Consider the following 14,746-nt stretch of genomic DNA (forward strand, 5'->3'; position numbering starts at 1 on the left):
TTTTATGAAAATCAAAATTTTTAGTTTTTTCTTATTGGCATTCCAGATTGGATATGCTCAAGATGCCGTAGAGAAATCTATTTATGACCCTACAGCGGTCTTTAGTCCATTTATTAATTTTCAGCCTTCTACGGTATACAGAAGTGCATCTGGAAATCCCGGCCCAAATTATTGGCAAAATCAAGCCAATTATAAAATTTCGGCAACACTTGATGACGTTAAAAACAGTGTGACTGGCTCAGTGAAAATTGAATATGTCAACAATTCGCCAGATGAGCTTACTTTTATTTGGTTACAATTAGACCAAAATAAGTTTAATCCTGAATCTCGTGGTAGCAAAACAACTCCTCCTGGATTGGGAAGATACGGAATTAAAGAATTTGTAGGTGGTTATTCTATTTCAAAACTTAAGGTAAATCAACCAGGTGCTAATTCTAAAAACAAAGAAAATAAGTCAATAATTGACGACACAAGAATGCAGATTTTTCTGAATGAACCCTTAAAATCTAAACAGAAGATAGAGATTTCAATGGATTTTAATTTCTTGATTCCGAGCAACGGAGCTGATAGGATGGGGTTGTTTGAAGCCAAAGAGGGGAAAGTGTATGAAATAGCCCAATGGTACCCTCGAGTTTGTGTTTATGACGATATAGAAGGTTGGAATACCACTCCCTATTTAGGTGCTGGTGAGTTTTATTTAGAATATGGAAATTATGATTTTGAAATCACTGCACCTTATGACCATATTGTAGTGGCTTCTGGAGAGTTGAAAAATGCCAAGGATGTATTGACTTCAAAACAATTGGATAGACTAAAAAAAGCTCAGAATTCTGACGAAACTGTCATGATAATTGAGAAAAATGAAGTTGGCAAAAAGAATTCAAGACTTAAAAACGATGGTACATTGACGTGGAGGTTTTCATGTGAAAATACCAGAGATGTCGCATGGGCAAGCTCTAAGACTTTTATGTGGGATGCTGCCAAAGCAAATTTGCCTTCGGGAAAAAACATTTTAGTGCAGTCTGTTTATCCTGAGGAGTTTGATGGAAACAATGCTTGGGGACGTTCGACAGAATATACCAAGCATAGTATGGAGTTTTATTCAGCAACTTTATATGAGTTTCCTTACCCTGTAGCTACAAATGTGGCTGGCATTGTGAGCGGAATGGAATATCCTGGAATAGTATTTTGTGGTGCTAAAAGCAAAAAAGCTGGTTTGTTTGGAGTTACTGATCATGAGTTTGGCCATACATGGTTTCCGATGATTGTAGGTAGTAACGAACGGAAATATGCTTGGATGGATGAGGGTTTTAATACTTATATCAATATGCTTTCTGAGAAAAACTTTAATAATGGCGAATACCATAAGTTTACTAAAACGCAAGATATGGCATTTTTCTTAAGAGGAACTATGCCAATTGCAACCCAACCTGATGCCATGGTGGAAAGAGAAATTGGCTCTTTGGCGTATTTTAAACCAGCGATTGGTTTGAAAATGTTAGCTGAAACCATAATTGGAGAAGAAAGGATGACTTTGGCTCTTCGAGAATATATCCGAAGATGGGCTTTTAAACATCCTACACCATTTGATTTTTTCCATACTGTTGAAGACGTCGCTGGTGAGGATTTGGGATGGTTTTGGAAATCATGGTTTTTTGAAAATTACAAGATAGATCAAAGTATCAAAAGTGTAAAATATAAAAATAGTAAACCTTCTGAAGGTGCTATAATAACTCTCGAAAATATGGAGCAAATGCCAATGCCTGTTGAACTTGAAATAAAAGAGAAAAATAAAGATGCATACACCGTGAAGCTTCCGGTAGAAATATGGGAAAAGAGCCAACTGTGGACTTTTAATTATTCGTCTTCAGAATCATTGGAATACATAAAGCTAAATCCAAGTGGTGCTTTGCCAGACGTAAACACTAAAAACAATATTTGGAAGCCAGAATAATATTATTTAAATATTTCTAAAAGGGTATTGACTTCGTTTTGTTTTACTTCGTCACCAATTTTTTGGTAGGAGAATGATAAATTAGTCAGTATCCTTTTTATTATTTCTACGTTTGTGCAAGCCTTGTAGTACTTATCACTAGGGTCGACATTCATTTGTTTTAAATAATCATCAATGTCTTTAGCATAAAAAATTTGACCTTTATTAAATGGATTTATATAAAATGGATATCCAGGATAGTCAAAGATAAGCACAAATAAATTGGGCAAGTTTACCCCAAAAATAGGCAAATCTAATTTTTTTGCTAATAAAATATACAAACAACTTAATGCTACAGGGTTTCCTTTTTTTTCTGTTAAGACCTCATTAAACATGGAGTTTGAACTAGAATGGAAATTTTTTATGTTTGGTTCGTATTTGAAATGTTCGAAAATCACCTCGTTTATGATTTTTACCATATCATTTGGGTGCATCTTTTCTTGTGTTCTTATCCAAATTTCGAGTTGTACTTTATTGATTTCCTTGCTCAGTGTTTCTATTTTTAAATCGGGATATTGATATTTTGCAATCAGCCAAAGTCCTTTTAATAGATCATCACTTTCGCTTTCTTTCCATTTGAAAAAATCCTTAGAGAGATTTTCAAGAGATAAATTATGAACTAAACTTTCAATTCTTTTTTGTAAAACAGGATTTAGGTTGCTTTTTTCCCATTCTTTTTCAAGAAAAGGAATTGCTTCTTTCCCGAGATTTTTTATATTGTTTTCAACAATATCTACTACTTCCGAGTCATTGTCGTCAAGTAAAGAAATCATCGCTTTTATATCTTCGGTCCGCATTCTTGTTTTTTTTGGTCAATATCCTAAGTAATCTATTTAAAAGCAAACAAAATTTTTAAAACATTTTTTATCTCGCTATTTTTGTAAAAATTTAAAAATATGAATATTCTAGTAACTGGCGGTGCTGGTTTTATAGGTTCACATACTGTAGTAGAGTTAGTTAAGGCTGGTTATTCTCCTTTTATTATTGACGATTTGAGTAATTCAAACGAATCTGTTTTAGAAGGCCTAAAAAATATTTTAGGTTTTGACGTTCCGTTTTTTAATGCTGACTGCAATGATTTTGAGATTGTAGATCAGATTGTTAAAGAAAACAAAATTGAAGGCATAATTCATTTCGCTGCTTTTAAAGCAGTTGGAGAATCTGTAGAAAAGCCTTTGAAATACTATAGAAACAATATTGGGTCTTTGTTATCTATTTTGGAAGTTATGCAAGCCAATAAGGTTAGGAATCTCGTTTTTAGTTCATCATGTACAGTTTATGGCCAGCCAGATTTTATTCCAGTTACGGAAGATACTCCCAAGAAAAAAGCGGAGTCTCCATACGGAAATACGAAAGCAATAGCTGAGGATATTTTGGAAGATGTGATAAAATCAGGAGAAAATGTGGCTATGATTTCTCTGAGATATTTTAATCCAATTGGTGCACATGAATCTGCTGAAATTGGAGAGTTACCTAACGGCGTGCCGAGCAATTTGATTCCATTTGTAACTCAGACAGCTATAGGTAAAAGAGCTAAATTAACTGTTTTTGGGGATGATTATGATACAAATGACGGTTCGAATGTACGTGATTTTATTCATGTTGTAGATTTGGCCAAAGCTCACGTTTCGGCTTTAGATTTGCTAAAAACTAAAGAAAATGCATTTTACGATGTGTTCAATTTAGGAACTGGAAGAGGCAATTCAGTTTTAGAAGTTATTCAAACTTTTGAAAAAGTTAATAATGTTAAACTGAATTATGAAATTGGGCCTAGGAGAGCAGGTGATGTAGTCAAAATATATGGTAATGTAGAAAAAGCAGATGAAATATTAGGCTGGAAAACTGAGAAAACATTAGAAGAGAGCTTGAGAGATGCTTGGGCTTGGGAATTAAAACTAAAAAACAACAAAAAATGATGACCTTCGAAAAAACGATTTTGATTACTGGCGGTGCTGGATTTATTGGTTCGCATGTAGTTAGATTATTTGTAAATAAATATCCACAATATCAAATAGTTAACCTTGATAAATTGACTTATGCAGGTAATTTAGAAAACCTAAAAGATGTTGATTCTAATCCAAATTATAAGTTTGAACATGGAGATATAGTAGACGAAAATTATATCAATGAATTGTTCGGAAAGTATAGTTTTGATGGCGTAATCCATTTAGCTGCTGAATCTCATGTGGATAGATCCATAACAGACCCGATGGCTTTTGTGAAAACTAATGTAATAGGTACTTGTAATCTTTTAAATGCTGCGAAAAACACGTGGAAAGGTAACTTTGAAGGAAAGCGTTTTTACCATGTTTCAACTGACGAAGTCTATGGGGAGTTACACGACCCAAGTGAGTTTTTTGTAGAGACTACAAGTTATGATCCCCGCTCACCATATTCTGCTTCTAAGGCAAGTTCTGATCATTTTGTGAGAGCTTATCATAATACATATGGCCTACCAATTGTAGTTTCTAATTGTAGTAACAACTACGGTCCCAACCATTTTCCAGAAAAACTTATCCCATTAATGATTAACAATATCAAAAATGGCAAACCACTTCCTGTTTATGGTAAAGGGGAGAACGTCAGAGATTGGTTATTTGTAAAAGATCACGCAAGAGCGATTGATAATATTTTTCATGATGGAAGAAATGGAGAAACCTACAATATTGGCGGTAATAATGAATGGAAAAATTTAGATTTGGTACATTTATTATGTGATTTGATGGATTCTAGACTTGAAAAAGAAGTTGGTACCAGTCGCAATTTGATAACTTATGTTACCGATAGAGCAGGGCATGACCTGAGATATGCTATAGATGCAACCAAGTTGATGAATGAATTGGGATGGGAACCATCAGTGACTTTCGAAGAAGGTTTGGCTCAAACTGTAGATTGGTATTTTGATAATTGGTCATGGATTGAGAATATTACATCTGGCGATTATCAAAAATATTATACTTCGATGTACGAAAATTCATCTAAATAAACTATAAATTCAAACTCCAATTAGGAGAGTAAAATATTATGAAAGGAATAATTTTAGCAGGCGGAAGCGGTACCAGACTTCATCCATTGACTTTGGCAGTTAGCAAGCAGCTAATGCCAGTTTATGACAAGCCAATGATTTATTATCCATTGTCGATTTTAATGTTGGCAGGAATTCATGAGGTCTTAATAATTTCTACGCCACATGATTTACCGCATTTTAAAAAACTTCTTGGAGACGGCTCAAGGTTAGGCTGTAGGTTTGAATATGCCGAGCAACCTAGTCCAGATGGTTTAGCACAAGCATTTATTATTGGAGAAGAGTTTATTGGTGATGATAAAGTCGCTTTGGTCCTTGGAGATAATATTTTTTATGGAAGTGGATTAAGTAAATTGCTACAGTCATGTGCAAATCCCGACGGCGGAATGGTGTTTGCATATTCGGTTCAAGATCCGGAGCGATATGGTGTGGTCGAATTTGATGCAGATTTTAATGCATTAAGCATAGAAGAAAAACCAGAGAAGCCAAAAAGTCATTATGCTGTTCCTGGACTTTATTTCTATGACAATTCTGTTGTAGATATAGCAAAAAATATAAAACCTTCACCTAGAGGCGAGTTGGAAATTACGGATATAAATCGAGTATACCTAGAGCAAGGGAACTTAAAAGTTGGGGTAATGAATAGAGGCACAGCTTGGTTAGATACAGGTACTTTTAACTCATTGATGCAGGCGGGTCAATTTGTTCAGGTCATTGAAGAAAGACAAGGTTTGAAAATTGGTTGTATCGAGGAAGTGGCTTACAGGATGGGTTTTATTAGTAAAGAACAATTAATAGAAATAGCCCAACCTTTGGTAAAGTCGGGCTATGGTCAATATCTATTGAATATATTGAAATAATATTTTACCAGCCGTCGTCTACTACTTTCTTTTTAACTGGGGCGGCGGCAGGTGCTTTCCCTTTTGTTTTTGGATCAATCTTGGCCGTTGCAATCGGATTTGAGGAGGTAACACTTTCTCCTTTTTCTATTCTTGAATAAACTCTACTAACTATTTTCCACTCATTATTTATTTTCAATAAATTTAATAAGTCAATTATTTTTGAAGTAGGATATTCTGTTTCGGTAATGGCTGTGGCTGCAGTGCCAGCATAAGACCAAGAAACTATTTTGGTAGTTCTCTCCATTTTTTGGTTAGGCTTGATTTTGGAAGCCAAAGATTCTACTGACATTCCTGTTACTCCATTTTTGCCAACAGATTTCTGAATGGCATCACTGAAAAAAGCATTTTTGAATCGTTCAACTTCTCCATTTGTTCCTCCTTCGAGGTAATCATTAACCGTTTGAGCTATTAGTTCTTCGTCAGATTGTGCATATGCTAAGTTAAGTGCAAAGACAAAAGCTAGATTTAAAAATAGATTTCGCATTTATTTTGTTTTTTTATTCTGCAATTTAAACGTAATTTTTTAATGAATATTTTTTGTGACATTTTTTTTTCTTAGTAGTCTAAAACATGACAAAAAAAGTTAAATTTGTCTGAAAATAAATTTTTAATTAAAATTACTACAACAATGGGATTAATGTCGTTTTTTAAAGGGGTAGGTGAGAAACTATTCGGTAAAAGTGAAGCCGAAGTAGCTGCTCAAGCTCCAGAACTTAAAGCCTCCGCTTTACTTGCTCACGTTCAAGGATTAGGATTAGCTTTCAAAGCTCTTACAGTTAAAGTTAACGGTGACACGGTTACTATTACTGGAGAAACTGAATCTCAAGAAGATGCAGAGAAAATAGCTCTAGCAGTAGGGAATGTAGAAGGTGTAGGTGCTGTTGATAATCAAATGGTTGTATCTGTACCAACTCCAGAAGCTAGATATTATACAGTAGTTAAAGGTGATTACCTTTCTAAAATTGCCAAAGCTATGTACGGAGATGCAAGTAAATATCCAGTGATTTTTGAAGCTAACAAGCCAATGCTTAAAGATCCAGATTTGATTTATCCAGGTCAAGTTTTAAGAATACCTGAATTATAATAAAAAAGGCTCTTCGGAGCCTTTTTTTATTTTATGATCTGCTTGTAATACATTTTTTCTTTTCCTCTAAGTTCTAAAATATATCTTCCAGATAACAAATTTGATATTTCTAATTTTCCAAGAGTAACATTATCCATTTTTTCTTTTAGGATTTCTTTACCTAATAAATCCAATATAATTACTTCTGAAATTTTATCATTCTCAATTTCGAAATTTAATATCCCATTTGAAATTGGATTAGGAAATACTTTTACATTAATATTTTCGCTCGGTTCTACCCCTAAAATTGAAATGACCTCGACAGTTGCCAAACCTGAAATAGTTCCTTCGCCACAATGATTAGAGATCGATTTTACTTTATATGTTGAAGTTTTATTCGGTTTTACGTTAATATAAACATCTTCATTTGATACATTATAATTTCCTATATTCTCGATATCAAGATTCCATGGAGGTAAACCAGTTAAATGTATTTTGAGAAATGCGGAATCTCCCAAAAATATGGTTGAGTTTCCTAATATTTCTGCTGATACAGGTGCATTTATGTTGACTTCCATTTTGCTTTTTCTGCTTTCGCAGCCATTGGAATCACTTTGGCTAACATAATAATTAGAGGTTCCAGTATCTTTTGTATTTAACAAAACGCTATACGTGAAATTATTAGATTCTTCCTCGGCATACCACTTGAGGTTTTGGCCATTCGCCTGTAAGAATATATTTTCTTCACCATAGCATACGTTTATTGGAGTAACTATACTAGGTTGTTCAGGTGGTGACTTTACAATGAAAGGCATTGTGTTGCTAAAATCGCCTAAAGATTTTCCTGCAATTTTCAAAGTATAGGATTTGTCTTTTTGGATTTCTTCTGGGAGATAAAACCAAATAGCATTTTCCGTAAAATTAGGTAATATTGATATGTTTTGGTTCAAGCCTTTAATTGTAACTTTATAGTAATCAGCACTTTGGTTTGGCATTAAGCCTTCGAGCGGAAGGTTTATTAGGTTAGTGTAACAAAAAGTGCCGTTGTCTTGGATTTTGATAGAAGGTTTTAGTACTTCTACATATACACTTGGTTTTTGTGAAATAGTACCACATTCGTTTCCTATTTGCGATATGGTAAAAAGCTTACTTTCTGGTGGGTTTAGAGAAAAAGAAATTGAGGAGGAGTTGATTTTTTCATATTTATTTCCATCCCAATCTGTAAAATTCCATGGGCCAGTTCCTCCAAATTTTATGTTTAGCTGAATGTCATCTCCTTCGTTTATAGTTTTTTGCGAAGTGCTTATTTCTACAGTTGGTAGGGCTTGTATTTCAAAATGGTCACTTAATGGACTTTCGGTATAAGGCAGGCTCGTTTTTAAGATTAAGCGATAATTATTGCCTGGCTCTAAAGTTGGACTTAATTTAAGTTTTAATTTATTTTCTGATATAATTTCGAAATTTGAAAAGTTTCGAAAATTTAGGCCATTTTTATCTGATACTTCAATAGATAACTCGTTTTTTAGATCATAATTTCCATTTTTTACAAAATCAATAATCATTTCCTCTCCTTGACAAAAAACGGTTTTTTCTAGATAATCTATACTTACAAAATTCGAAACATCCTTTGTTATATCATATTCAGCTTGTGGAGATAATCTAATGTTTAATCCTGATTCCATTTTTTGGAACTGCATGGGGGTAAACGAAAAACCACATTTGGTTTGATAGGACATGAAGTTGTCTACAGGAGGTGTATAATAATCCCCATTAAAATCATAAATTGTATTCGGAATTTTTGATTCACAATCTATCGAAAATATTGATGGCACTCTTTCAAACGGGTCAGCAGGTGTGTCACACAGTTGGTCTCCCGCCGTGTTACAATTAGCACCTATTCCTCTAGTCACCAATTCTCTTTTATTGATATCGCTATTATTGCTATCTTGATAGGTATGTAGGAGACCAAAATAATGACCGAATTCATGAGCAATTATTTTGTCTTTTAAAAAAGCAAACTGACTTACGGTATTGTCTAAATAGCTTAAAATTATAGTATTAGAGCCCTTGCTTAAATTAGGTAAACTTGTGTAACCGTTTAGTTGAGCGAGGTCAGGTTTAATTATAGTGTGGGTAAAATAAAGATTTATTGCATCGTCACTATTATATTTTGCTTTTAATGAACCGTCTTCGGCAGTTTTTAGATTGTAAAATTGCTCATCATAAATTTTTTGAACGAAATTTCCTTCTACAACAAACTTTAGATTTATACTCGAAAATATTTCGTTTAGTTTATTGATTAGCTCTATTACTTGTGTGGTTTCTAAAAGTGGATTTGCAGATGGGCTGTTTATTATTTTAGGCTTTACATATATTACGTAAGTTGTTCCTTTTCTGGCTTTTTGTAAATAAGAATTATTGATTGTAGATTGGAGGAGCATTTGCTTTTGTTCCTCTGTTACTTCGGGTAAGCCGCACCAAGACTGACTTTTGGCCGAAAGCCAAAAGAAGAATAAGCCCAAAAATAGAAATATTCTCCGGAATGCCATGTCTTTTACCTAACAAATTTCGAGCCGTAAAGGTATAAAAAACAGATTAAATTTTCTTGTAATTTTCTTTAAAAACTTGAAACTCATGCTTTAATATTTGCATTCTTTCTTCGAAATTTTCAAGATTTCCTGTTTTTGCAGGTACTTCAATTTCTTTGGTTATTTCATGAATTCGCATTAAACCGATAGTGCCAGAGTTGCCTTTTAAAGTATGTAACTCTTTTTGGATGGTTACCACATTTTTTTCTTCAAATGCCTTTTGAGTATTAATAATTTGCTCAGATGCCTCGTTTTCGAAATCCTCAAAAACTGAAATTAGTGTCTCTGAACCCACCATTTCACGGAGACTATCGATTACCTCCTTGTCAAAGGCTGGAATGTCTGAAGAAATTTCAAGGCTATTGCTTAATGACTCTACTTTTTTGATTTTAGGTATCTCAGTTTTGTTTTTTAATTTTCCCTTCGAAATATGCTCTTCTATTTTCTTAATCAACAAATTAGCCCTTATAGGTTTAGAAATATAATCATCAAGGCCTTTTGATAGGAAATTTTCTCTGTCATGTTGCATAGAGTAGGCAGTCATAGCCACAACATTTGGTAGTATCGAACCAAATTGTTTTTTAAGTCTTTGGGTGGTTTCTATTCCGTCCATTTCTGGCATCTGAATATCCATTAGAATCACGTCAAAATTACTATTTTCCGTAAATATTTCAATGGCTCTTTTTCCCGAGTCTGCACTTTCAACTGTGCAATTGGCTCTTTTCAATATCTCTGAGGCTACTTTTCTGTTTACGGCGTTATCATCAACTAATAATATCCTAGGAGATTTTTCTTTAAAATAATTGATAAAAGAAATTTCTTCTGATACTGACTCTTCCGCATTTATTTCTTTTTGATTTGCGATTTTCGCCTTTATGGTAAACCAAAAATTGCTTCCTTCATTTTCATTTGAAATTAAGCCAATTTCTCCTCCCATTTTTCGACACAATTCCTTGGAAATCACTAAACCAAGACCTGTTCCTCCAAACGATTTTTTTGTTGAAATATCTAATTGTTGGAAAGAATGGAAAAGCTTTTTCTGGTTTTCTTCTGAAATTCCAATTCCAGTGTCAATAATTTCAAATTTAATTATTTTGTTTTCTTCGTCTATTTTTTCACTACTCACTCTAACTTTTACCGTACCACTTTGCGTAAACTTTATAGCATTTGAAGTTAAGTTAGAAAGGACCTGAAGAAGCCTTATTTGATCGCTTTGAATATAGTGAGGTGTGTTTTCCTCGATTTCGTATAAAAGTTCGTCATTTTTTTCTCTTGCTTTTTGATTAAACAGTGCCACCAGATTTCCTAATAAATCCTTTAAATCAAATGGTTTATAATTCAATTCCATTTTTCCAGCTTCTATTTTTGAAAGATCTAAGATGTCATTCAAAATGGTCAAAAGCGTTTCTGAAGATTTTTTAATAGTCTGAACATAATCTTTTTGGTTTTTTTCAAGCGGCGTCTCGTTGAGTACATCTATCATTCCGATTATACCGTTCATAGGTGTTCGGATTTCATGACTCATATTTGCTAAAAACTGTTCTTTGATTTTCAATGAATGCTCTGCTTCATTTTTTGCTTTTTTGAGCTCTTCTGCACTTTTCATTAGCTCTGTGATATCCCTGGCCACACCTTCTACCTCTATCGGAATGCCTTTGCTGTCTTTTATCATTCGGATATTGAGCATAAACTTCCGCAACGTTTGGTCCTTACGTTTTACAATAACCTCAAAGTTTGTAATGCTCCCGGTTTTCAAAAGTGATTTAATATTTTGAGAAGAATCAAGTGCATTTTCGAAAAACTTATCAACTTTTTGATGAATTACTTCTTCTACTGAATATCCTGTGTGCGTTAAAACCGAAGGTGAAATCATTATGACGTTTCCTGCCAAATCAGTTCGATAATATATGTCGATAAAAGACTCAATAATGTTTCTAAACTTATTTTCGCTCTTTTGAATGTTGATTAAGGCATTTTTTTTCTCTGTTACATTTCTAGCTATTCCCGAAACTTCGTCAATTTCTCCATCATCAGCAGATAGGATAGGGTTGAGGTAAAACTCAAACCAGTTATTTCCACCGTCTTTTTCGCCCCAATGCATTTCAAAATATTGTGGCAAACCCTGAAAAGCCATGTTGTACTTTTCTCTAAGTATTGGTTTGTCCTCAGTTGATATTAATTTCCAACCAAGTTTTTCTATGCTTGCGTTTATAGTTGGAGATTGTCCGAGTTGCTCGAATATAAGATTATGATAATTTTTATTGAAAGAACTCAATTGGCGTTTTTCGTTAACTGTCCAGATGTAATGTGTACTGCTATCAAAAATCGCATTTAACCTCGCTGTTTGGAGTAAAAGCTCCTCTTCTGATTTTTTTCTTTCCATGGCAATTGCCACCTGACCCGAAATAAACTCTAACAATTCAAGGTCGCGAGAAGAGAATTTGGTTTCGTCAGAATATGACTTTATACCAATTACCCCAACGGTCTTTTCGTTTATTTTTAGTGGAACCAAAATCTGAACCGCTGGCAAGTTGGATTCATAAATAAAAAGGCCTTCTTTTTCTATGAGTTCCCTAAGCTCTTCTTTGTTGAATATCAGTGGTTTGTTTTGTAATATGGAATATTCAATTAGGCCATTTCCAAGCTTTCTTTTTAAATAATTTTGGCCAGTTTCATAATATTCATCTACGTGGTAAGGAAAGTAAATGCTATTGTTTTCAGGCTCGTATACCGCCACAAAGAAATTGTTGGCATATATGTTTTTTTGAAGATTTTGATGTACTTGAAATAAAAAATCCTCTAAGTTTTTAGTGTTAAGATTGCTCTGGGCTATTGCATAATATAGATTTTGTGCAGCTTCAGCTCTTCTTCTTTGGGTAATATCTTTCAAAATACATCTAAATGATGTCGGTTCGCCTTTTACAAATCTACAGTTTACATCTCCAGAAAGGTATATTCGTTTTTTTTCTTTATTTCTTACTACCAACAGAAAATCACTTATAGGCTCGCCATTTTTTATTTTTTCAAAATTCACTTTTATAGATTCTTGAAATTGTGGATGAAGAATATCGTCAATTTTTAGGTCTTTAATAACAGAGCGTGAATAGCCTAATAATTCAAGAAAAGCATTGTTTACATACATAAAATCTCCTTTTAGAGACAACATCATGATTATATCTGATGTATTGTCAACAAAATCTTGAAGTAAATCTAAATGTTCGTTGCTATGCGTTTCTGACTTTGAATTTTTTTCTTCTGCCATAAATTTCCTTTGCGTTTTTTTCTGCCTAAAACTAAAGAATTAATGCTTAATTTTGGGTATTATTTTAATAAAATTAGATTTTCATTTGGAAAAAGTAAGGGCTAAAAAGCATTTGGGGCAACATTTCTTGAAAGATTTAGATGCGGCAAAAAGAATTGTGGATTTGTATCAAGATAAAAACGGCAATAAATTATTGCTGGAAATTGGTCCTGGTATGGGTGTGCTTACACAGTATTTGGTAGGTCGTAAAGAATTGGATTTGGTATTGGTCGAAATTGACACTGAATCTGTTGTATACTTAAAAAAGCATTTTAGTTTTCCTGAAGAAAAAATAATTGAAGGAGATTTTTTGAAAATGGAGTTTGATAAAACGCTTCAATTGGCTGAAAATCAAAAGTTTGGAATCATTGGTAATTTCCCCTACAATATTTCTTCTCAAATATTTTTTAAAGTACTAGAGCACAAAGATCAGATAGAAGAGATAGTCGGAATGGTTCAAAAAGAAGTTGGCCAACGTATAGCTTCTAAACACGGGAATAAGGATTACGGAATTTTGAGCGTGCTATTACAGGCTTTTTATGATATAGAATATAGTTTTACTGTTCTACCAGGAGCATTTAATCCACCACCAAAGGTTGACTCTGGTGTGATACGATTGGTCCGGAATTACGACAAAGTCCTTGATTGTGATTTTAAAAAGTTTAAATTGGTTGTAAAGACTGCTTTTAATCAAAGGAGGAAAATGCTCTCAAATGCCTTGAAGCCTATCACTAACAGAGCAGATTTGCCTTACGCCAACAAAAGAGCGGAGCAATTGGACTATTTGCAATTTGTAGAGCTAACTAAACTAATTTTTGAGATGGATTAATTTTTCTTGATTGATTATTTTAATTTTTCCAGAAGAAATTTCTATCAGTTTTTCGTCTTTGAAATCTGATAAAGTCCTTATTGCAGTTTCAATGGAAGTTCCAGCCATATTTGATAAGTCTTCTCTACTGATTTTTAGGCCATTTTCCGGGTTTTTATCATCGCTTTGTTCGAAAAACTTCAGCAAACATTCAGAAACTCTTTTTCTGACTGAATTATAGGCAAGTTTAAGGAGTTGGTCTTCGTTTTCTTTAATATTATCAGACAGCATCTTGATAAACATCTGCGAAACTTGTCGGTTTTGATGTATTAGTTTGAAAAACTCAGTCTTAGGAATAAGTGTGATTTCGCAGTCCTCTAGGGCAGATGCAGATTCCATATAACTGCTTTCTCTCATTAGATTTACATATCCAAAGAAATCCCCCTCACTATGGAGGTTAATAATCAGTTCTTTAGCGTCTTCGTTGGTTTTGTATGTTTTTATTTTCCCTTTTTCTATAAAAAACAAGTACAATGGAAAGTCACCCTCTCTGAAAATCTCTGATTTTTTTTTATATTTTCTCTTCTCACGGTTCATAGTTAGGTTTTTCAACTCTTCTTCACCTCCTACATCTCGAACTAAATTATTTAAACCATCAATGTTTTTGGAATACTTTTTTTCTAAAAGCTCAATTTTTTTAAATCTACTTTCTATCGCATTCAATAGATCAACATCATCAAATGGCTTTGTTATATAATCATCAGCACCCATTTCCATGCCTTTTCTAAAATCGCTTCTGTCGGCTTTGGCGGTAAGGAAAATAAAAGGGATATTTTCGGTTTCTGGGTTTTTAGAAAGTAAATGTAAAACGCTATAGCCATCTAAAACAGGCATCATTATGTCGCAAATTATGAGGTCAGGTTTTTCATTAGTAGCCAATTCTACCCCAATTTTGCCGTTTTCCGCTGTTAGGACTTGGTAACCATCTAATTCCAATATCTCTGATGTGTTTTCTCTAATTTCTGGATTATCTTCAATTAATAGAATTCGTTTCATTTAGTGTTTT

11 protein-coding genes are annotated in these 14,746 nt (G+C 33.5%); 6 read left to right on the plus strand and 5 right to left on the minus strand.

The window, feature by feature from the left end:
• Nucleotides 1–4 precede the first annotated feature (4 nt).
• Nucleotides 5–1,954 (plus strand): M1 family metallopeptidase, encoded by a 1,950-nt coding sequence (locus EGI22_RS06165; RefSeq protein ID WP_255067164.1) that lies wholly within the window; start codon nt 5–7, stop codon nt 1,952–1,954.
• Between the two features lie 2 nt (nt 1,955–1,956).
• Here the strand turns inward: EGI22_RS06165 and EGI22_RS06170 are convergent, their stop codons facing one another.
• Nucleotides 1,957–2,790 (minus strand): transglutaminase-like domain-containing protein, encoded by an 834-nt coding sequence (locus EGI22_RS06170; RefSeq protein ID WP_255067166.1) that lies wholly within the window; start codon nt 2,788–2,790, stop codon nt 1,957–1,959.
• Nucleotides 2,791–2,889: 99 nt separating this feature from the next.
• Between EGI22_RS06170 and galE the strand changes: the two genes are divergently transcribed.
• The 3 genes from galE to rfbA are packed head-to-tail and all read left to right on the plus strand — an operon-like array spanning nt 2,890 to nt 5,878.
• Nucleotides 2,890–3,909: a UDP-glucose 4-epimerase GalE gene (gene galE / locus EGI22_RS06175; protein WP_255067167.1), complete on the plus strand. Its 1,020-nt coding sequence runs from the start codon at nt 2,890–2,892 to the stop codon at nt 3,907–3,909.
• A complete protein-coding gene (gene rfbB / locus EGI22_RS06180; protein ID WP_255067227.1) occupies nt 3,909–4,979 on the plus strand; it encodes a dTDP-glucose 4,6-dehydratase in 1,071 nt (356 codons plus the stop codon). Before galE ends, rfbB begins: the two co-directional genes overlap by 1 nt.
• Nucleotides 4,980–5,017: 38 nt before the next feature.
• Complete coding sequence (gene rfbA, locus EGI22_RS06185) at nt 5,018–5,878, plus strand: glucose-1-phosphate thymidylyltransferase RfbA (protein WP_255067170.1); 861 nt, start codon at nt 5,018–5,020, stop codon at nt 5,876–5,878.
• Nucleotides 5,879–5,882: 4 nt separating this feature from the next.
• Here the strand turns inward: rfbA and EGI22_RS06190 are convergent, their stop codons facing one another.
• Entirely contained in the window at nt 5,883–6,404 is a 522-nt protein-coding gene (locus tag EGI22_RS06190; protein ID WP_255067171.1) for a nuclear transport factor 2 family protein, read from the minus strand.
• A 144-nt stretch (nt 6,405–6,548) separates the two neighbouring features.
• Between EGI22_RS06190 and lysM the strand changes: the two genes are divergently transcribed.
• Nucleotides 6,549–7,004: a peptidoglycan-binding protein LysM gene (lysM, locus tag EGI22_RS06195; RefSeq protein WP_255067172.1), complete on the plus strand. Its 456-nt coding sequence runs from the start codon at nt 6,549–6,551 to the stop codon at nt 7,002–7,004.
• 26 nt (nt 7,005–7,030) lie between these two features.
• Here the strand turns inward: lysM and EGI22_RS06200 are convergent, their stop codons facing one another.
• Together EGI22_RS06200 and EGI22_RS06205 are read right to left on the minus strand one after the other, a co-directional pair.
• Entirely contained in the window at nt 7,031–9,532 is a 2,502-nt protein-coding gene (locus EGI22_RS06200; RefSeq protein WP_255067176.1) for a T9SS type A sorting domain-containing protein, read from the minus strand.
• A 46-nt stretch (nt 9,533–9,578) separates the two neighbouring features.
• On the minus strand, nt 9,579–12,833 hold the full coding sequence (locus tag EGI22_RS06205; protein ID WP_255067178.1) for a PAS domain S-box protein: 3,255 nt from the start codon (nt 12,831–12,833) through the stop codon (nt 9,579–9,581).
• 85 nt (nt 12,834–12,918) lie between these two features.
• Here EGI22_RS06205 and rsmA point away from each other — a divergent pair, with 85 nt between their 5' ends.
• Nucleotides 12,919–13,701 carry a 16S rRNA (adenine(1518)-N(6)/adenine(1519)-N(6))-dimethyltransferase RsmA gene (rsmA, locus tag EGI22_RS06210; protein ID WP_255067180.1) on the plus strand — a complete coding sequence of 261 codons (783 nt, stop codon included), beginning with the start codon at nt 12,919–12,921 and terminating at the stop codon, nt 13,699–13,701.
• Here rsmA and EGI22_RS06215 read toward each other — a convergent pair.
• Complete coding sequence (locus tag EGI22_RS06215) at nt 13,681–14,736, minus strand: response regulator (RefSeq protein ID WP_255067182.1); 1,056 nt, start codon at nt 14,734–14,736, stop codon at nt 13,681–13,683. The two genes, rsmA and EGI22_RS06215, sit on opposite strands and share 21 nt — an antisense overlap.
• Nucleotides 14,737–14,746: the final 10 nt, after the last annotated feature.

Source organism: Lacihabitans sp. LS3-19 (genome assembly GCF_024343575.1).
Taxonomy (GTDB): domain Bacteria; phylum Bacteroidota; class Bacteroidia; order Cytophagales; family Spirosomataceae; genus Leadbetterella.